Annotated in this window: 19 protein-coding genes; 9 read left to right on the top strand and 10 right to left on the bottom strand. The window is 39.0% G+C overall.

Annotated features, from left to right (window positions below):
• Positions 1-131 precede the first annotated feature (131 nt).
• The 6 genes from KIM67_RS16850 to nadD all read left to right on the top strand — a co-directional run bounded on the left by KIM67_RS16850 (position 132) and on the right by nadD (position 4,812).
• Positions 132-1,184, top strand: coding sequence for a sugar phosphate isomerase/epimerase (locus KIM67_RS16850; protein ID WP_213832724.1), 1,053 nt, complete (start codon positions 132-134; stop codon positions 1,182-1,184).
• Positions 1,181-1,924 (top strand): DUF1080 domain-containing protein, encoded by a 744-nt coding sequence (locus KIM67_RS16845; RefSeq protein WP_213832723.1) that lies wholly within the window; start codon positions 1,181-1,183, stop codon positions 1,922-1,924. The genes KIM67_RS16850 and KIM67_RS16845 overlap by 4 nt, the downstream gene beginning before the upstream one ends.
• A gap of 2 nt (positions 1,925-1,926) precedes the next feature.
• Positions 1,927-2,682 carry a DUF1080 domain-containing protein gene (locus tag KIM67_RS16840; protein ID WP_213832722.1) on the top strand — a complete coding sequence of 252 codons (756 nt, stop codon included), beginning with the start codon at positions 1,927-1,929 and terminating at the stop codon, positions 2,680-2,682.
• 88 nt (positions 2,683-2,770) lie between these two features.
• Entirely contained in the window at positions 2,771-3,628 is an 858-nt protein-coding gene (locus KIM67_RS16835; protein WP_213832721.1) for a YicC/YloC family endoribonuclease, read from the top strand.
• Positions 3,625-4,224: a guanylate kinase gene (gene gmk / locus KIM67_RS16830; RefSeq protein ID WP_163416954.1), complete on the top strand. Its 600-nt coding sequence runs from the start codon at positions 3,625-3,627 to the stop codon at positions 4,222-4,224. The genes KIM67_RS16835 and gmk overlap by 4 nt, the downstream gene beginning before the upstream one ends.
• Positions 4,225-4,227: 3 nt before the next feature.
• Positions 4,228-4,812, top strand: coding sequence for a nicotinate (nicotinamide) nucleotide adenylyltransferase (gene nadD / locus KIM67_RS16825; protein WP_213832720.1), 585 nt, complete (start codon positions 4,228-4,230; stop codon positions 4,810-4,812).
• 2 nt (positions 4,813-4,814) lie between these two features.
• Here nadD and KIM67_RS16820 read toward each other — a convergent pair whose 3' ends face one another.
• A complete protein-coding gene (locus tag KIM67_RS16820) occupies positions 4,815-5,531 on the bottom strand; it encodes a DUF6503 family protein (protein WP_213832719.1) in 717 nt (238 codons plus the stop codon).
• Between the two features lie 24 nt (positions 5,532-5,555).
• Positions 5,556-7,838 carry an inorganic phosphate transporter gene (locus KIM67_RS16815; protein WP_213832718.1) on the bottom strand — a complete coding sequence of 761 codons (2,283 nt, stop codon included), beginning with the start codon at positions 7,836-7,838 and terminating at the stop codon, positions 5,556-5,558.
• Positions 7,839-7,987: 149 nt separating this feature from the next.
• On the opposite strand from KIM67_RS16815, the gene dgt reads away from it, so the two are divergent.
• On the top strand, positions 7,988-9,346 hold the full coding sequence (gene dgt / locus KIM67_RS16810; RefSeq protein ID WP_213832734.1) for a dGTP triphosphohydrolase: 1,359 nt from the start codon (positions 7,988-7,990) through the stop codon (positions 9,344-9,346).
• Here the strand turns inward: dgt and KIM67_RS16805 are convergent.
• Positions 9,343-10,401, bottom strand: coding sequence for a DUF3078 domain-containing protein (locus tag KIM67_RS16805; RefSeq protein WP_163416950.1), 1,059 nt, complete (start codon positions 10,399-10,401; stop codon positions 9,343-9,345). The genes dgt and KIM67_RS16805 overlap by 4 nt on opposite strands.
• Positions 10,392-12,167: a 1-deoxy-D-xylulose-5-phosphate synthase gene (locus tag KIM67_RS16800; protein ID WP_213832717.1), complete on the bottom strand. Its 1,776-nt coding sequence runs from the start codon at positions 12,165-12,167 to the stop codon at positions 10,392-10,394. Before KIM67_RS16800 ends, KIM67_RS16805 begins: the two co-directional genes overlap by 10 nt.
• 85 nt (positions 12,168-12,252) lie before the next feature.
• Between KIM67_RS16800 and KIM67_RS16795 the strand changes: the two genes are divergently transcribed.
• Entirely contained in the window at positions 12,253-12,702 is a 450-nt protein-coding gene (locus KIM67_RS16795) for a nucleoside deaminase (RefSeq protein ID WP_213832716.1), read from the top strand.
• 50 nt (positions 12,703-12,752) lie between these two features.
• On the opposite strand, the gene KIM67_RS16790 is transcribed toward KIM67_RS16795, so the two are convergent.
• The 6 genes from KIM67_RS16790 to aspS all read right to left on the bottom strand — a co-directional run bounded on the left by KIM67_RS16790 (position 12,753) and on the right by aspS (position 18,306).
• On the bottom strand, positions 12,753-12,947 hold the full coding sequence (locus tag KIM67_RS16790) for a cold-shock protein (protein WP_213832715.1): 195 nt from the start codon (positions 12,945-12,947) through the stop codon (positions 12,753-12,755).
• An 81-nt stretch (positions 12,948-13,028) separates the two neighbouring features.
• Positions 13,029-13,292: a hypothetical protein gene (locus KIM67_RS16785; RefSeq protein WP_213832714.1), complete on the bottom strand. Its 264-nt coding sequence runs from the start codon at positions 13,290-13,292 to the stop codon at positions 13,029-13,031.
• Positions 13,289-15,070, bottom strand: a complete 1,782-nt coding sequence (locus KIM67_RS16780; protein WP_213832713.1) for a chloride channel protein — start codon at positions 15,068-15,070, stop codon at positions 13,289-13,291. The genes KIM67_RS16785 and KIM67_RS16780 overlap by 4 nt, the downstream gene beginning before the upstream one ends.
• Before the next feature lie 28 nt (positions 15,071-15,098).
• Positions 15,099-15,929 carry a tetratricopeptide repeat protein gene (locus KIM67_RS16775; protein WP_213832712.1) on the bottom strand — a complete coding sequence of 277 codons (831 nt, stop codon included), beginning with the start codon at positions 15,927-15,929 and terminating at the stop codon, positions 15,099-15,101.
• On the bottom strand, positions 15,901-16,440 hold the full coding sequence (locus tag KIM67_RS16770; protein WP_213832711.1) for a hypothetical protein: 540 nt from the start codon (positions 16,438-16,440) through the stop codon (positions 15,901-15,903). Before KIM67_RS16770 ends, KIM67_RS16775 begins: the two co-directional genes overlap by 29 nt.
• 117 nt (positions 16,441-16,557) lie before the next feature.
• On the bottom strand, positions 16,558-18,306 hold the full coding sequence (aspS, locus tag KIM67_RS16765; RefSeq protein ID WP_213832710.1) for an aspartate--tRNA ligase: 1,749 nt from the start codon (positions 18,304-18,306) through the stop codon (positions 16,558-16,560).
• Positions 18,307-18,678: 372 nt separating this feature from the next.
• Between aspS and KIM67_RS16760 the strand changes: the two genes are divergently transcribed.
• Entirely contained in the window at positions 18,679-19,029 is a 351-nt protein-coding gene (locus KIM67_RS16760; RefSeq protein ID WP_163416941.1) for a toxin-antitoxin system YwqK family antitoxin, read from the top strand.
• Positions 19,030-19,042: the final 13 nt, after the last annotated feature.

Raw genomic sequence — 19,042 nt, 5'->3', positions numbered from 1 at the left:
TTAATTGTTCGCTAATTCCTATATTTATGTTTTTCTACGCAGAAAATAAAAACACGATAGTTTTTTTCTTAAATATAGGTGATAAATCCTAAAATGTTAAGGATTTATCAATTCTTAAAAAGCACAACTAAATGAAAACAATTAAAGGACCTGCAGTATTTCTTGCGCAATTTGTTGATTCCCAACCCCCGTTCAATTCTTTGGATGGGTTATGTAAATGGGCTTCAGACCTGGGTTATAAAGGAATACAGATACCAACTTGGGAATCATTTTTGATAGACTTGGACAGAGCTGCGGAGAGTCAAGACTACTGTGATGAACTTAAAGGAAAAATCAACTCCTATGGTCTGGAGATTACCGAACTTTCCACTCACTTACAAGGACAATTGGTCGCTGTAAACCCTGCGTATGATATTATGTTCGATAATTTTGCACCAGATGCCGTTAAAAATAATCCTAAGGCACGGACAGAATGGGCCGTAGAGACCGTAAAAAAAGCTGCTACTGCAAGCAGAAGGTTGGGACTAAATGCCCATGCCACATTTTCAGGGGCCTTACTTTGGCATACCGCGCACCCTTGGCCCCAAAGACCACCGGGTTTAGTTGAAATGGGTTTTGAGGAGCTGGCCAAACGCTGGATGCCCATTTTGAATCATTTTGATACAGAAGGTATCGATGTTTGCTATGAAATCCATCCGGGAGAAGACTTACACGATGGGGATACTTTTGAGCGATTTTTAGAGGCAACGGGAAATCATAAACGGGTAAATATTTTATATGATCCAAGCCATTTTGTGTTGCAACAATTGGATTATATCGCATACATAGATCACTACCACGAATTTATAAAATCATTTCATGTGAAGGATTCCGAGTTTAATCCCACAGGAAAGAAAGGTGCATTTGGGGGCTACAACGATTGGGGCGACCGTGCTGGCAGGTATCGTTCCTTGGGCGATGGACAGATCGATTTTAAGACCATTTTTTCCAAGTTAACACAGTATGGTTGCGATGTATGGGCAGTGATGGAATGGGAATGCTGTATTAAAAGCCCGGAGCAGGGAGCCCGTGAAGGCGCAAAGTTTATTCAAGAACATATTATTGAGGCAACCACAAAAGCCTTTGATGATTTTGCGGGTGCAGAGATCGATAAAGAAAAACTTAAAAAAATATTGGGATTATGAAAAAACCAATTTTACTATTTGTACTGATCACTGTTTTTGCATGCAAGGAAAAACCAAAAGATACTCCTGGCGAAGCGAAAGAAGAAATGGAAATACAAACAGAAGAAGACGATGAATGGGTTGTTTTGTTTGATGGGTCCTCTTTTGACGGCTGGCATTTTTATAATGGTGAGGGAATTACTGAACCCTGGAAATTGGAGAACGGAGCTATGGTTTTTTATCCACCCCAAGAAAGACCGGAAGGAGAAAGCTATAACATAGTTACAGATAAGGAATACACCAATTTTGTGCTTACCTTGGAATGGAAAGTCGCCGAGGGATGCAATAGCGGTATTTTTTGGGGAGTTTTTGAAGGCGATGAATATGGACAACCCTATCAAACTGGACCAGAAATACAAGTATTGGATGATGAAAGGCATCCCGATTCCAAGAATGGTACGACCCACCAGGCCGGTGCCTTGTACGACATGGTTGCACCTGCTAAAAAAGTAGTTAAACCAGCAGGTGAATGGAACAAGGTAGAACTGATAGTGAATCACGATATGAATGAAGGCCATGTTTTGCTCAATGGGGAAAAAATAGTTGATTTTCCTGTGCACGGACCGGATTGGGATAAGATGGTGGCCAGTTCCAAATTTGCGGATTGGGATGGATTTGGCAAATATAAAACTGGAAAAATAGGATTGCAGGATCACGGTGACCGTGTAGCCTTTAGAAATATTAAAATCAAAGAATTATAAAAATGTTAGAGTACTCAAAAATCTTTCTGGTCTTTCTACTAATTTCTACTATTTCTTTCGGTCAAGAAAAAGAACCGACTACGCCAGAAGCTACTGAATTTTATGAGCCAGTTCCTCCAAAAGTTGTCCCCGGAAAAGATGGTGCACCGCCAAGTGATGCCATTGTTCTTTTTGATGGGAAGAATTTTGACCAATGGATAAGCAGCGTAGATAGTACCGCTGTAACATGGCACTTAAATGAGGATGGTAGCATGACCGTTAAGGACAAAACCGGAGACATACAGACCAAAAAGAACTTTGGCAGCATACAACTTCATCTGGAGTGGAAATCACCGGCCGAGGTACAACGTGAAGGTCAAAATAGGGCCAATAGTGGTGTTTTTATACAGCAGCGTTATGAAGTGCAAGTCTTGGACAACAACGACAACCCTACATACACCAATGGCCAAGTAGGGTCTGTTTACAAACAAGGAGTCCCTTTGGCAATGGCTTCGGCGCCAACGGGCGAATGGAATACGTATGATATTATTTTTCATGCGCCAGAGTTCAGTAGGGGCGGAAATATTGTTGAGCCTGCAACGGTAACGGTATTGCACAACGGTGTTTTAGTACAGGACCACTTTGTAATAGAAGGTAGGATAAAGTACATTGGATGGCCTAAATATGAAGCCCATGGAAAAGCTCCATTAGTACTACAGGACCATAAGGATAATAGCAGGGTGAGCTACAGAAATATTTGGGTACGGGAATTGGATTAGGTTGAAAAGTAGCCCCTTAAGCGTCCTAGTACAAACCAAACGGTAGAATCCTATTTTGGTTACCTTTGTTGAAATATAATCACCCCGTATGATTCAATCCATGACAGGCTTTGGGAAGCATGTAGTACAACTTCCCTCTAAAAAAATTACCGTTGAGCTCAAATCACTTAACAGCAAAAACCTTGATATCAATGCCAGAATATCCCAATCGTATCGAGAAAAAGAATTAGAGCTTCGGAAAATGATTGCCAATATTTTGGTCAGGGGAAAAGTAGATTTTGGACTTTACATAGAGATTACTGGAGAAGAGACCACAGCGGAGGTGAACCAGGTCGTAGTAAAACAATACATGCAACAACTTTCCAAGATAGCAGATGGCGATGATTTGAAATTATTGGAAATGGCCTTGCGCATGCCAGACACCATGAAGACCGAAAAAGGAGACATTGACGAGACGGAGTATGCATCCATAAAAGAGGCAATGAAACAGGCACTTACCAAAATCGTTGCATTCCGCAACGAAGAGGGAGAAGTTTTGGAGAAAGATTTTATAGAGCGTCTTAAAAACCTAAAAGTTCTCCTAGATGGGGTAAATACTATGGACCCAGAACGTTTAAATACCGTAAGGGAACGTTTGGAAAAAGCTGTTGCTGACTTGAAAGTAGAATTGGATGCCAATAGATTTGAACAGGAATTGATCTATTATCTGGAAAAATACGACATCACCGAAGAGAAAGTGCGCCTGACGAACCATTTAAACTATTTTGAAAGTACACTGCAATCCAAGGACTCCAATGGAAAGAAACTCGGTTTTATTGCGCAGGAAATCGGTAGGGAAATCAATACGATAGGTTCTAAAGCCAACTATGCACCAATGCAGCAATTGGTAGTCCAAATGAAGGATGAGTTGGAGAAAATTAAGGAACAAATGCTGAACGTATTATGAAGAAAGGTGGAAAACTCCTCATTTTTTCGGCACCATCGGGTAGTGGAAAAACCACGATAGTAAAGTACTTGTTAGAACAACCTGAACTTAACTTGGCGTTCTCCGTTTCGGCAACATCACGTCCAAGGAGAGGTAAGGAGAAGCACGGTATCAATTATTATTTTATGTCGATATCCGAATTTAAAAATCACATTAAAAATGAAGATTTTTTAGAATGGGAGGAAGTCTACCGCGATAACTTCTATGGTACGCTAAAGAGTGAGGTGGAACGTCTATGGAGCGAGGGCAAGAATGTAATTTTTGATATCGATGTGGTTGGCGGATTGCGCATAAAAAAGAAGTTTCCTAAAGAGACCTTGGCAGTCTTTGTAAAGCCACCCAGTGTTGATGAATTAAAAATTAGGCTTAAAAAACGCAGTACAGAAAGCGATGATAAAATAAACATGCGTGTCGCAAAAGCTTCCGTTGAACTTGCTACTGCACCACAGTTTGATGAGATTATCAAGAATTACGATTTGGATATTGCATTAAAAGAAGCCCATAAATTGGTCTCTGATTTTGTGGGAGCGGAAATAACCACTTCAGACGAAGATTAGGAAATGAAGCAAGTAGGACTCTACTTTGGTACTTTTAATCCCATACATGTTGGACATTTGGCCATTGCCAATCATATGGTCGAATTTTCCGAATTGGATGAGGTTTGGTTCATCATCACCCCACAAAGCCCCTTTAAAACAAAACAATCCCTATTGGAAAACCACCATCGGTATCAAATGGTTTTTGAAGCGGTACAAGACTATCCAAAATTGAAACCGAGCAAAATAGAGTTTGACCTACCACAACCCAATTATACCATTACTACTTTGGCACATTTGGATGAGAACTATGGCGAAGACCATAGCTTTTCACTTATCATGGGTGAGGATAACCTAAAGAGCTTTCATAAATGGAAAAATTATGAAGCCATTTTAGAACATTATTCAATCTATGTGTATCCCAGAGTATCTGAAGGAACCATAGAACATAGGTTTAAGGGACATCCAAAGATTACGGCCATAAAAGCTCCTATAATGGAGATTTCCTCTACGTTCATTCGAAAAGAACATAAAAACGGGAAAAACATCAGGCCATTACTACCTGATGCTGTTTGGCGGTACATGGATGAGATGAATTTTTACAGATAAGTTTACTTTTGAGCTGAACTTTTTAAAATATCCGTAGCCAAATATGTATTGTCCTTGTTATAATACCACGCCCTTTTTTTTGGCATTTTTATTCCATTGATATCTTCTAAGTCTTCTAAAAGAATATACTCCCCATCATTTTTTGTCTCATCATGATAAAATTGGTAGACTTCCATAGCATAGGTTTTCGGGTCAAAATAGAAGTACCAGACATCATCACCAACGCCCTCCGTGTAATTAACTTTTAAGACCAAATAGTCCTTCCCCTTAAATTTTTTGTGCTGCACCTTGTCATCGATAATCGTTCCAGGGTCTTTTAATTTCATGGGAAGCCCATATAGATAGGTATAGTAATTTCGCATCATTTTACCCCGTTCACAGGTCAATCTGTACTTTTTTCTAGCTGCATCGGTAACTTCTGGAGAGCCATTTAGGGTTGTAGTACACTTCTCTCCATCAAAATCATATTGGTAGACGGCACTATCTTTTTCTACTTTTAAATTGAATTGTTCCTTTGGGTTATTTAAAGCTATTGTGCTTAATCGCTCGCTGGATTTAGGAGTTTGCATTGTAATCTTAAAAGAACCTTTAAAGGTGTTCCATCGTTTGTTTGGATCGTGAAATTCGATGGTCTTTTCCAATAATTCAGTAGCTGAAATGTTTTGGGCAACAGCAATTCCACCAATTAGCAGCACAAAAACTATAAACAGTTGACGCATAGGACCAAAGATATGTAAGGTAGACTAATTATTTTGTTTTTCAATTCTGGCTGGCTCTACAGTGCTATCATGTTCTGAATAATAGAGTTCCAATAATTTCATTGTGGATTTTACCAAGTCCTTACTTTCTGTCAAAAAGGAGAAATATAAGGTTGTGTTTTTTGGGCTCGACTCTTCAGTCCGTGTTCGTGCTACCTGCTTCTCTATTTTTTCCGAGATAATTTTAAACAGTTGGTCCCTACGTATCAAGATTGATTGAATTTTTTCAAAAGTCCTGGTCTGAAAAATTTCTTGGGTATTGTTAAAAAGTTGTTCCAGTTCAACATCCAGTTCCTTGAGTTCCTTGATCTGTGTATACTTTAACTTTTTATGATTGTTATGCACATGCTTGTAGCCCAATGTGGAAATGTATTCCAGAGATTGTGAAAAATCCTGTAGATGGCCCAATAGACTGATGTAGAAATTACTGGCACCACCAACACTGGATTCATCCAAATTTTTTATAAAATAGAAAATGTTGTTTTTTAGATCGTCTATTTCACCAGACATTTTATTGACCCCCTTTCGGTTTTTTCTGAGTGTTTCTATATCATGTCTTGCCAATCCGTTGACACAATTGGTGTATATTTTGTTACTTCTCTTGATCATGTTGCCAATATTATCGGCACTTTCTTCGATAACCCCCTGTATGGAACTGCTCTCTGCCCTGCGCAAGCTGTCTTCCGCTCTAATGACCTTTGTTTTTTTGTTGTGAGACATGTAATTGCGCAGTAAAATAGTGGCTGCGGCAAGCAACAATAGTATCAATCCAATAAATCCGCCAAGGTAAAGGATATAGGCTATGATCGAAGCTGCTACAAAGGCACTCAAGGCCGTAAAGAACCAACCCCCTATTACATTCAATACTCCGGCAACTCTATATACGGCACTTTCCGCTCCCCATGCCCTATCTGCTAGAGATGTACCCATGGTGACCATAAATGTGACATAGGTAGTCGATAAAGGCAACTTCATGGAGGTGGCAATGGATATAAGAACACTGGCCACCATAAGATTTACAGAAGCTCTTACCATATCGAATGCAGGCATCTCCTGAACTTTACTTTTTGGAACATAAGTGTATGGAACAGCAAAACGTTTGTCTATACCTTTTTGAATAGAAGGTGGAATTACTTTTGAAAGATTTTCAAATGCGGCAATACTCAGTTTTACAACCTGTCTAGAAAGATAATTGGGTTGAAAGCGTTCATCGCCTTCGTCCTGTCTTGCAAGATCTACACTGGTCTTGACAACGCTTTTTGCTTTAGAGGAAAACCAAAGTGTAATTACCATAATGCCACCAGAAAGAAGTAAAAGTAGTGTTGGGGTCTGTACAGCAGCGGATAATCCACTCATGTTATAGTCTGCCGGGGCTATACCTGAAGCACTCCAATCTTGGAAGGATTGTAGTGCTGCAATGGGAACACCTATAAAATTTACGAGGTCATTTCCAGCGAAGGCCATAGCCAATGCAAAGGTTCCAAAAGCAATGACAAGTTTGTAAACATTCCAGTTCAGAAATTTGGCAAAAACATAAGAAATTAGTGTCCATACGACAATGTCCGCCAATACAAAAAGTTGTGGTTGGTTGGCAATAAATTCAGAAAGAGCGCCATTAAAAATAGCGGCACTTTTTAGGCCCTTTACCAATATAAAATAAATAATCGCGGTAATGGCCAAGCCCCCAAAAAGAGCTTCTACCCATTTGGACCTTGCTTTAAAGTTAAAGGAAATCCATAATCTTGAAAGGAACTGAACTATGGCACCAATGGTGAAAGCTATAAAAACCGAGAGCAATATTCCTACAATGATTTCTGTGGCCTTATCTGTATTGATGTAGGTTGCCAGGTCTGAAAACCCACCATCCATTTTGTTTATTTTGACCAATGAGATTGCCACTGAAGCACCTAAAAGTTCAAATACAATGGAAACGGTTGTAGAGGTGGGCATACCCAACGTGTTGAAAAAATCCAAGAGCAGAATGTCCGTGATCATGACCGCCATAAATATGATCATAATCTCCTCAAAGACAAATTCACCCGGATTAAAAATACCCTTTCGGGCAACTTCCATCATACCACTTGAAGATATAGCGCCAAAAGCGATACCTACACTTGCAACGATCATTATGGTTTTAAAGGAAATTGCTTTGGACCCTATTGCAGAGTTTAAAAAGTTAACAGCATCATTACTGACACCAACCACTAAATCGGTTATTGCAAGAATTGCCAAGGCAATAACCATGAAAATGTAGATGTTCTCCCCCATATAAAAGAAATATGGCAAAAATGCTATTATAAATCCGCATCAAGGTTAATAAAATGTTACGAAATGCAATCAGGAAAACAGGATTATTTTTAATGCTAAAAGAAGAAAATTTATCTTTTGGCATATCTTCGCCCAAAACTAATAATGCTATGGACTGGGAACGGTTACTTTCTTTGAAGCGCTATGGGGATACGGGAAAAAGGCTACGAAAAGAACAGGAAGAGACACGTTTAGGATTTGAAGTAGATTACGATCGTATCATTTTTTCTTCTGCATTTAGAAGTCTTCAGGACAAAACCCAGGTCATTCCCCTGCCCATAAGCGTTGGTTCTAAAAAGGACTTTGTGCACACACGACTCACCCATAGTCTGGAAGTTTCGGTAGTGGGTAGGAGTTTAGGACGTATTGCAGGGCAACGGATCTTATCAAAAAATCCATATTTAAGCGAAGTCCATGGATATCATTTTAATGATTTTGGGGCCATTGTTGCGGCGGCGGCCCTTGCCCATGATATAGGAAACCCGCCTTTTGGTCATAGTGGTGAAAAAGCTATTGGAAATTACTTTAAGCAAGGAAATGGAAAGAATTATAAAGCTCTCCTTTCAGCCGAAGAGTACCAAGATATCATAGATTTTGAAGGAAACGCAAATGGATTTAAACTTTTGACCGAATCGCGAAAAGGGGTTCCCGGTGGGCTGCGTTTAAGCTATGCTACCTTGGGGGCATTTATGAAATACCCCAAAGCTTCATTGCCTACAAAACCTTCCAAGCATATTGCGGATAAAAAATTCGGGTACTTTCAGTCCGAAAAAGAGTTTTTTGGACAAGTCGTTGAAGAAATTGGCCTTAAGACCAATCCCAATAATCCTAAAACAGGATTTTATAGGCATCCTTTGACTTATCTGGTGGAAGCTGCGGATGATATCTGTTATACCATTATTGATTTTGAGGATGGTATCAACCTAGGTCTTATTCCAGAAGAATATGCATTGGAATATCTCATAAATCTGGTAAAAGGCAGCATCAATACCAAAAAGTACAATGCGATGAAATATTCAAGTGACCGGCTTAGTTATTTGAGAGCCCTTGCCATAAATACGTTAATTCTAGATGCGGTAGAGGTTTTTGAAAAGAATGAGAAGGAAATTCTGGACGGCAGCTTTAGTTCATCCTTATTGGACAAAGGAATGTATAAAGCACAAGTAGATGATATCATAAAACTAAGTATCGAAAAGATCTACAGGTCCACAGAAGTTGTTGATAAGGAATTGGCCGGCTATAAAATTATCTCGGATATTCTTGACGTTTACACAAATGCATTAATGAACATGAAGGAAGGAAACCATACCAATTATGATACCTTACTGATACGCAGCTTGCCCGAAACGTATAGAAATACCGACACCTCTGTTTACAGTATTTTATTGAATACCTGTTGTTTTGTTGCTAGCTTGTCGGATAGTGCAGCGGTACACATCCACGAAAAATTGATGGGGAAACAGTTTTAGAAGGCATAGGTCAACCCTACACCCAACAATTGTTTAAACTGTATTCGTGGAGTTCCGGGGTCTGTAACGGTTCCGTCATCGGCAACCACTTCGTCAAATTTAATATCATCATCATAAATTACATGGGTGCCTATATTGGCGTTGATGAACTTGTTCACTTTTAGATTAAAGTTCATTTCCCAATCGATATCAACATTTCCAAAGCTTAAGAGGTAATCTGTATACAGACTTACCCTATGGTTCATAAGCACGTTTTTGAGGATTTCAGTTTCCCATGAGTTATTGATAAGAAATCCAATTTCCATAAAAATGTTTTCACCTTGCTCTACTCCAAAAGCTCCCTGTTCAGATAAATCTTCGTCTAAGACAAATGTTGCTTTTTGGGTCAATGGTGATATATATAGATTGAACTTTCCATCTTCGGGAATATAAGATTTACCTGCACCTACAAATAGGTATCCAGGGGACATAAACCTAGAGATAGGAGTATCTCTATTTGGGTATTTAAATCCATTGGAAAATTGTGTGTTAAATGTTGCTTTGACGGAATAATACCAGTTGGTAATCGTATCTTTCCTGAAACTTATTGCGGATGCGAGACGAATTTGATCGTCGGTTTTTCTGAGCTTCCTTCCTTCCTGTGCGTTTACACCATATCTAAGTTGGGCCTCATTGTTCCAGTTTAAGTATCGAAACTTATAGTTCCTGACAAAACGTGCGCTACTCAGTGCGGATACCGAGTTTTCTCCACCCGCGTTCCAGTTGACAAATGCAACTTCATTGATGTTAAGGCCAAACTCATTGACTTTTGTCCAAAACGAGGTTGGTTTAAACTGCTTGTATCTTTTACGAACAGGCTTCACCCTGTTAAGAACAGTTCTCGGATCCGTAAGTTTCGCACTCCGCGGAACATACTTTAGTTTGATGTCTTTAATGCGCTGCACCTGAAATGCTGGTGCTACGCTATCCTTTTCAAATACTTGTAAAGGATTTACCTGTGCATAAACCGAAGAAAAAGCAAAAAGAAAAATAGCGAAAAAAGTAACTAGTCGCATGATGAGGTTGATTTAATATAAGTGTATAGTGCATCAAAATCCGTACCAGCCATTTGCTGGGTTTCTGGTATTGTACCATGCTCAATAAATTTATCTGGAACACCAAAGATTTTAATGGGAGTTGAACTGTTTTCTTCGTTGGCAAATTCTAAAATAGCGGAACCAAAACCACCGGTCATACAGCCATCTTCAACTGTAATAATGTGGTCGTACTGTGTAAAAATGGTCCTGAGCATTTTTTTATCCAAGGGTTTTATAAAACGCATATCATAATGTCCCAAAGATTCAGGTTGTCCCAGTTCTTTCAAAATATTGGCAACTTGGTTTCCGGGATGCCCTAAGGTTAGAATAGCGGTTTTTGTGCCTTTTTTTAGACAACGTGCAGTACCAATTTTAATAGGTTCCAGTTTGGTTTTCCAATTGAGGTTTGCACCGCGCCCCCTTGGATAGCGTATGGCTATTGGTGAACCTAAACTCTTCTGGGAGGTATACATTATGTTCCGGAGTTCCATCTCGTTCATAGGTGCAAAAACAATCAGATTGGGGATGCACCTTAGATAAGCTAAATCAAAAATGCCGTGATGTGTTGGGCCGTCCTGTCCTACAAGCCCTGCTCTGTCCAAGCAAAATATAACAGGAAGTTTTTGCAGCGCTACATCATGTATTACCTGGTCATAAGCCCGTTGTAGAAAAGTGGAATAAATAGTACAGAATGGAACAAGACCTTGAGTTGCCATTCCTGCGGCAAGAGTTACGGCATGTTGTTCTGCAATACCTACATCAATAGCTCTTTCAGGAATCTCTTCCATCATAAATTTTAGGGAGCTTCCAGTGGGCATAGCAGGGGTAATACCAACAATTTTCTCGTTTTGCCTGGCCAATTCGAGTAAGGTAAGGCCAAAAACATCTTGATATTTGGGAGGTTGTTCTATACCAGCTTTTTTTATTTGTTCGCCAGTAGCTTTATCAAATTTTCCTGGGGCATGATAGATTACCTGGTTTTCTTCGGCCTTTTTTAGTCCTTTTCCTTTTGTGGTAATGATGTGAAGTAATTTAGGTCCCTCCACAGACTTGAGCCTCTGTAGTTCCGATACAAGCTTATGGATATCGTGCCCATCAACAGGGCCCGAATAATTTAAATTAAGACACTCAAAAATATTCTCATCTTTTGCAGTTCCCAATTTTACATTGGTCAAGTATTTTTTTAATGCGCCAACACTTGGGTCAATACCAATAGCATTGTCATTAAGTATAATCAAGCAGTTTGTATTGGTAACCCCAAGATGGTTCAATCCTTCAAAAGCCATTCCGCTGGCTATGGAAGCATCACCAACAACAGCGATATGTTGTTTGGAATGTTCGCCGGATATTTTTGAGGCCATGGCCATACCCAGAATGGCAGAAATAGCAGTTGAACTGTGTCCCGTACCAAAATCATCAAATTTGCTTTCACTACGTTTTGGGAAACCGCTTATGCCTCCTAGTTGTCTGTTCGTGTGGAAATCCGCTTTTCTACCAGTTAAGATTTTATGGCCGTAAGCCTGGTGTCCAACGTCCCATATCAGTTTGTCATTCGGAGTATCAAAAACATAGTGTAGTGCAATGGTAAGTTCTACAACCCCCAAACTTGCTCCTAAATGTCCTTCTTTGGTGGAAACAATATCAATAATAAATTCCCTCAATTCTAAGGCAAGTTGAGGTAGCTCATCTAGCGATAGTTTTTTGAGGTCATTTGGAGTATTGATATGTGTTAAAAGCTTTTTCAAGGAAACTAAAAAGCAAAAGTACCTATTAATCGGCAAAAACTATTTTATGCTTAGCTTAGCCTTGTTATAAAATTTCAGAAAAATAGTGGAGAACCCGTTTGACGATAACTACTTTATGCGAAAGGCCTTACAGGAGGCCGAGATTGCTTTTGAAAATGGTGAAGTGCCGGTAGGCGCCGTGGTGGTTATAGATAATAGAATCATTGGAAGGGCTCATAACCTTACTGAACGGTTAAAGGATGTAACGGCACATGCAGAGATGCAGGCCATAACCGCTGCTTCGAATTTTCTGGGCGGTAAATATTTACATGGATGCACATTGTATGTTACTCTCGAACCTTGTCAAATGTGTGCCGGCGCACTGTATTGGAGTCAAATTTCTAAAATTGTATACGGAGCGGCCGATTTAGAAAGAGGTTTTAATGTAATGGGAACGAACATACATCCCAAAACAAAAATAATTGCCGGTATTTTGGAAAATGAAGCTTCACAACTTTTGAAACGTTTTTTTGTACAGAAAAGAAACTTAAACTAAAAACCCTGATGCATGCATCAGGGTCGTAATCAAATCAAGAATACAATATTTTACTCGATTACCTGCACTTGTGCAGCAACCGTTCCCTTTCTCCCTTCTTCTTCTTGGTATTCTACTTTGTCGCCTTCGTTCAATTCCACTCCGTTCAATGCCGTAACATGAACAAAAATGTCTTTTCCTGTGTCGTCGTTGGTAATGAACCCAAAACCTTTGGACTCATTGAAAAATTTTACTGTACCAGTCATGAAATTAAATAAATTGTTAAAATACTAAAGTAGGATATTTTGAATGTATGAAAGTAAATTAAGCTTTAAATCTTACGAAAATTATTGATTTTCAGGGTTTTTATGGTCTTTACCCTGCATTTTTTTAATGTTTTCATTAGTCAGCATATAATCTTTCATGCTTTTCCCCCTACTTTCTTTAATCAAAAAAAGTGGCATGGCAACGAAGAAAAGTCCTAGGGTACCAAACCCGATAAATTTATTGGCTTTGGGAGAATTTTCTTCTTTAATACTGAAACCATAGCCAATTGAAGAAAATGAAGCCAATACAATGATGGCTATAAGATATTTTATCTTGAATTTCATTTCGTAAAATTGATTAGTTTTCTTCGATATGCGGTCAACAACTTTGATTTGGAAATAAAACCTACATATTTCCCTTCTTTTATTACCGGCAAATTCCATGCCCCACTATCTTGAAACTTTTGCATTACTTGTTTCATACTATCAACGTCGTAGAAGATTTGTTCAGGTGGAGCATGCATTATATTTTTTACATAAAGGGTGTTGTAGAGTTCTGTATCGAACATGAATTCCCGAATATCATCCAAAACAATGATGCCCATTAGTTTTTCTTCCGCATCAAGCACGGGAAAAATGTTCCGATTGGATTTGGATACGGATTTATGGAGCATTTCTCCAAGCGACATTTCTGGTCGAACAGCTTTAAAGTTTTTCTCTATAACGTTTTCCATTTCTAGCATCCCTAGCACCATCTGATCTTTATCATGGGTCAAAATCGCCCCAATTTTTGCCAATTCCTTGGTGTAAATGGTATAGTCCAGCGCATTTTTAGTAATTAAATAGGAGATGGATGCGGTAATCATCAACGGGACAAAAAGCTGATACCCACCTGTAATCTCTGCTATTAGAAAAATCGCCGTTAAAGGGGCATGAATAACACCTGCTATCAATCCTGCCATACCGATAAGGGTAAAATTGCTTTCAGAAACTTCAAAACCCAGCCCTAGATTATTGATGACCTTGGCTACAGCATTTCCAAGTGCGCTTCCCATAACCATTGTAGGGATAAAAATGCCTCCTGCACCTCCAGCGGCAAAAGTGGTCGTCATGGCAATGGCCTTAAAGATGGTAATCCCGAACAATAAGGCAATAACGACCCAAATATTATCCATGTATGCGTCTAAAGGGGTTTTGCCCAAGGCCTTTACATGATTGCCGTCCAACAAGTTATTTATAAATCCAAAACCTTCACCATATAAAGGCGGTACTGCGTAAAGCATGATTCCGATGGCAATACCTCCTACCAAAAGTTTATATTTTGGACTTTTAAAACGTTTAAAGATATCGAAGATGCCAAAGTACATTTTGGTAAAATATATAGAGGAAAAAGCAGTGCCAACACCCAGAAGAATATAAAAGAAGGTATCCTCTAGTTGAAAACCTTCGGATAGTGAAAAACTAAAAAGCACTTCGTTCCCCAAAAAGAAATAGGAGGTGAGTACCCCAGAAATCGATGCTAAAAGCAAAGGAAGCATAGATAGCATGGTCAAATCCATGGTAAATACTTCTACAGCAAAAATAATCGCTGCAATGGGGGATTGAAAAATAGAGGAGATAGCACCGGCAGAGGCACAAGCTACAAGCAACGAGCGTGTTTTTGTATCTATATGAAACAATCTGCTAAGGTTTGAACTTATGGCTGACCCTGATTTTACCGCAGGTCCCAATAATCCTACCGACCCCCCAAAACCAACGGTCAAAGGGGCTGTTATCAAAGGAGCATAAATATTTTTTACTTTTAATAGTCCACCTTTTTTTGATAGTGCAAAAATGATGGAGGAGACAGCGTGCTGTATCGGTTTTTTGTTTACAAATTTTACATACAGAAAGACTAAGGTCAAACCAATCGTAGGTAGAATAAAGTACAATTGGTTTTCGGAAAAAACAATGCCTTTTTTCAAAAGTGCTTCTATAAAATAGGTGGTGTTTTTAAGGGTTACGGCTACCAACCCTGCTAAAAAACCTACTACCAAGCTCATAATGTGCACAAAAGTTTTGTTGGAGATGTGCTTGTACCTCCATTTTAAAAATCTTGTGAGAAGTTTTTTGGTGTTCGGCATGGGGTTAAGGTTGATTAAAAGTACTGATTTAGTCATCAATACTACTGCTCAATGCTTCTAAATCTTCCCAATAAATTTGTCGCAGGGCCTCTACATAAACTCTATTGTTGTAAAATCCTTTTTTAAAATCCACTTTCGCCTCTTCTACAAGTTTCCTTGCTTTTTTGAATTGCTTTTGTTCAAGGAAAACTTTAGCCATATAGTATTTTGCGTCAGCAGAGGATTTGAAATATCGCAGAATTTTTTCAAAGTCTTTTATAGCCCTATCCGTATTGCCAGATTCATAATGTGCTATGCCGCGGTACAGGAATGCTTCCAATTCTACCCAATCTTCACCGGAATCAATGGTTTCTTTTGTGATGTGCTTGTCCCAATAGGCTATGGAATTCTGATAATCCTTCAATCCTAAATAAGCGATGCCCCTCCAAAAATCTACACTATGTCCTTGCGGATAATCAATATGGGGCGTTAAGGTATCTGAAGCATTAAAGTCGGCAATGGCCTTTTCATAATCTCGATAAAACCATAAATAGAGATAACCCCGCCATGGTTGCCAAGTTTTGGCATCGTAATAAACTGCTCGGTCTATAATTGGCCTCCATTTATGTGGCATGCCCCTTTTAAGATATGCAACCGAGAGTTCTTGAATAGCTTCTGCATACGTGGTATCAATCTTTATAGCTGCTTCTATCCTAGTCATGCTTTTTGCCGAACCTTGCGGTAAATGCGAACCGTTTTTAAAAACTTCCTCTGCTAGGGCTCTTCGTTGTGATGCATCTAGTTCAGGCTCTTTTTCATGGCAAGCCAAAGAGAGTATGACCAGATAAAGGCTAAGGCAGTATTTCAATAATTTCTCCATTTTCAATACGATAGGATAAGTACATGTAGGAATCCCAAAATTCATCTCGAATAAAATTGGGGTTCCAATTTTTTAATTGGGTTGTCAACTGAAAAATTTGCTCCACCATATCTTCGTTCAGCTTTTTGGGGTTGAGGTCCAAATCGTTTTCGTGTATGATATACCTTCCTGCTTTTCCGTGGCAATTGATCACAAATCTGATGTTAAGGTATCCTGAGTCCGAATACCCCTTGTTGGTATAATTTGTGAGAATAAATTTTCGCAGGCCATTCTTACCTTTGCTGTACGTGGCTTTTTCTGGATTATAATATTGACCTATTCGACGTTCGTTGCATAGTTCAAAGCCTTCGTTCAGTCGAGCCTCATCAGGGCTTATGTACTCCACATTATGGACATATTTTTTGAAATCTGTTGAAGAGCCACTGGATTTATCAACCGTTTTGTTGCAGGACATGGCACCTACAATCCATATGGATACGGTAACTATTGGTAATATTGATTTTTTAACCACTTTTAAAAATTGATACTATTTTATACATCGATTCTGATTTTAATCGAAGACATAAACTCACATATTTTAACTAGAGGCTGAAATTTTTAATGAGGTTGCTGCGAAGTTAAGCAAATATTATAAATCAAGTTTTAAATGCAGTTCCTTCAATTGTTCGTTATCAATCGTTGCAGGGGCATCTATCATTACATCTCTTCCGCTGTTGTTCTTGGGAAATGCGATAAAATCCCTGATAGTTTCCTGTCCACCCAAAATAGCGACCAACCTATCAAGTCCAAAAGCAATTCCGCCGTGTGGAGGGGCGCCATATTGAAAGGCATCCATTAAAAACCCGAATTGTGCTTTGGCTTCCTCGGGAGTAAAACCAAGATGCTTGAACATGGTAGCCTGTATTTTCTTGTCATGAATACGAATGGAGCCACCACCTATTTCATTACCGTTCAATACCAAATCGTAGGCGTTGGCCTTTACGTCTCCGGGATTGGTTTCCAATAGCTCTAATTGTCCAGGTTTTGGTGAGGTGAACGGATGGTGCATGGCATGATAGGTGCCTGTTTCCTCATCCAGCTCCAATAATGGAAAATCCAAGACCCAGAGTGGGGCGAATTCGTTCGGTTTTCTAAGTCCTAAACGTTCAGCAAGTTCCATACGGAGTGCGCTCAATTGCGTTCTGGTTTCATTGGTATTTCCTGACAGTACACAAATAAGGTCTCCTGATTTTGCATTTGTAGCTTCTGCCCATTTGGCCAAATCTTCTTGACCGTAAAATTTATCTACCGAGGATTTATAAGTGCCATCCTCATTACACTTTACATAGACCATGCCCTTAGCTGCAACTTGAGGCCGTTTGACCCAATCTACAAGCTTATCAATTTCTTTACGCGTATAAGAAGCACCTCCGGGAACGGCTATACCCACTACCAATTCAGCTGAATTGAATACATTAAAACCCTTATGTTGGGCCAAGGTGTTGAGTTCGCCAAACTTCATTTCAAAACGAATATCGGGCTTATCGTTACCATACAATCGCATGGCATCATCATAGGTAATTCTTGGAAAATCCCCAGAATCTATACTATGTACTTCTTTAAGTAAATGCTTCGTCAATCCTTCAAAAGCATTTAGAATATCTTCTTGTTCTACAAACGCCATTTCACAATCTATCTGTGTAAACTCAGGTTGCCTATCTGCACGTAGGTCCTCGTCCCTAAAGCATTTTACAATTTGAAAATACTTGTCCATTCCACCGACCATTAGTAATTGCTTAAAGGTTTGCGGTGATTGTGGGAGCGCATAGAATTGCCCTTCGTTCATTCTACTGGGCACCAAGAAATCACGTGCACCTTCGGGAGTGGATTTTATCAAATACGGTGTTTCTACTTCAATAAATCCATTGTCAGATAGATATTTACGGACTTCCATGGTAACCTTGTGCCTAAACATTAGGTTGTCCTTTACTGGATTTCTTCGTATGTCCAAGTAACGGTATTTCATTCTCAAGTCCTCACCACCATCGGTCTTATCCTCTATAGTAAAAGGCGGCAGAATAGATTCATTCAGGATTTGAAGCTCTGAAACAAGTACTTCTATATCTCCCGTAAGAATATTAGGGTTTTTGGAAGCTCTTTCTATAACCTCGCCCTTAATCTGTATTACGGTTTCTCTTCCTAATGCTATTGCATTGTCCAAAAGTTCTTTGGCAGTGCGGTCTTGGTCGAACACCAACTGCGTAATGCCATAGCGATCGCGCAGATCTACCCAAACCACAAAACCTTTATCCCTTACCTTGTGTACCCATCCACTTAACGTAACTTCTGATGTGATATGCGCTGCTCTGAGTTCACCGCAAGTATTGCTTCTGTACATAGTCTTTAATCTGAGCGGCAAATTTAATAGGAATGTCCATATTAATTGCCAGTTATGGTCATTTTCTGAATCTTAATGTGCCATTGATGTTTTTTGGAAGTAGTGGACGATGAAATAACTTGACAGTCATCATGTAATTGAGATGTGGCGTTAAGATTACAATCGTTTTTCTTGGATTAAAAGTAAGATTTGTTCGTTGTTTTTTTCTTTTTCATATAATTCTTATTTAATTAAGTATTTAAAAATCAAAGTTTTATGAGATTAAAGTTAATTTAATGTAAATTTATTGTTATTTAAACATGTAATTAACGTAAAATAATATTTACATTTGTAACGTTAATGTTATTGAAATAATTTAAAACCCATATCATAATGAAGAAAGCAATATTTTTTTTAGCGGTGATGTTTTCGGTCTGTATATATGCTCAAGGTACAGAACCGACTTTGGAAAAAGTGGGGAAAATGGTAAAAGCTACATATTTTCACGAAAACGGTGAGATAGCCCAAACAGGCTATTTATTAAAAGGTAAGTTACATGGACAATGGTTCAAGTACGATACAAATGGTAAAAAAATTGCCTCTGGTAAGTACAATGAAGGTAAGCGAGCCGGGAAATGGTTTTTCTGGGAAGGTCAGATATTGAAAGAGGTCGATTTTGCGGATAATCGTATTGTCAACGTAAAAAATTGGAATCAATCTGAATTGGTTTCGGTGGACAAATAATTTTAGAATTAAG

The sequence above is a fragment of the Flagellimonas sp. 389 genome, assembly GCF_018449435.1.
In the GTDB taxonomy this organism is placed as follows: domain Bacteria; phylum Bacteroidota; class Bacteroidia; order Flavobacteriales; family Flavobacteriaceae; genus Flagellimonas.
This window is presented reverse-complemented; position numbering and strand designations above follow the sequence as displayed.

What these genes read in the sequence shown, in the direction of transcription:
- KIM67_RS16850 (WP_213832724.1), top strand. Translation starts at nt 132, where the DNA reads ATGAAAACAATTAAAGGACCTGCAGTATTTCTTGCGCAATTTGTTGAT.
- KIM67_RS16845 (WP_213832723.1), top strand. Translation starts at nt 1,181, where the DNA reads ATGAAAAAACCAATTTTACTATTTGTACTGATCACTGTTTTTGCATGC.
- KIM67_RS16840 (WP_213832722.1), top strand. Translation starts at nt 1,927, where the DNA reads ATGTTAGAGTACTCAAAAATCTTTCTGGTCTTTCTACTAATTTCTACT.
- KIM67_RS16835 (WP_213832721.1), top strand. Translation starts at nt 2,771, where the DNA reads ATGATTCAATCCATGACAGGCTTTGGGAAGCATGTAGTACAACTTCCC.
- gmk (WP_163416954.1), top strand. Translation starts at nt 3,625, where the DNA reads ATGAAGAAAGGTGGAAAACTCCTCATTTTTTCGGCACCATCGGGTAGT.
- nadD (WP_213832720.1), top strand. Translation starts at nt 4,228, where the DNA reads ATGAAGCAAGTAGGACTCTACTTTGGTACTTTTAATCCCATACATGTT.
- KIM67_RS16820 (WP_213832719.1), bottom strand. Translation starts at nt 5,531, where the DNA reads ATGCGTCAACTGTTTATAGTTTTTGTGCTGCTAATTGGTGGAATTGCT.
- KIM67_RS16815 (WP_213832718.1), bottom strand. Translation starts at nt 7,838, where the DNA reads ATGGGGGAGAACATCTACATTTTCATGGTTATTGCCTTGGCAATTCTT.
- dgt (WP_213832734.1), top strand. Translation starts at nt 7,988, where the DNA reads ATGGACTGGGAACGGTTACTTTCTTTGAAGCGCTATGGGGATACGGGA.
- KIM67_RS16805 (WP_163416950.1), bottom strand. Translation starts at nt 10,401, where the DNA reads ATGCGACTAGTTACTTTTTTCGCTATTTTTCTTTTTGCTTTTTCTTCG.
- KIM67_RS16790 (WP_213832715.1), bottom strand. Translation starts at nt 12,947, where the DNA reads ATGACTGGTACAGTAAAATTTTTCAATGAGTCCAAAGGTTTTGGGTTC.
- KIM67_RS16785 (WP_213832714.1), bottom strand. Translation starts at nt 13,292, where the DNA reads ATGAAATTCAAGATAAAATATCTTATAGCCATCATTGTATTGGCTTCA.
- KIM67_RS16780 (WP_213832713.1), bottom strand. Translation starts at nt 15,070, where the DNA reads ATGCCGAACACCAAAAAACTTCTCACAAGATTTTTAAAATGGAGGTAC.
- KIM67_RS16775 (WP_213832712.1), bottom strand. Translation starts at nt 15,929, where the DNA reads ATGGAGAAATTATTGAAATACTGCCTTAGCCTTTATCTGGTCATACTC.
- aspS (WP_213832710.1), bottom strand. Translation starts at nt 18,306, where the DNA reads ATGTACAGAAGCAATACTTGCGGTGAACTCAGAGCAGCGCATATCACA.
- KIM67_RS16760 (WP_163416941.1), top strand. Translation starts at nt 18,679, where the DNA reads ATGAAGAAAGCAATATTTTTTTTAGCGGTGATGTTTTCGGTCTGTATA.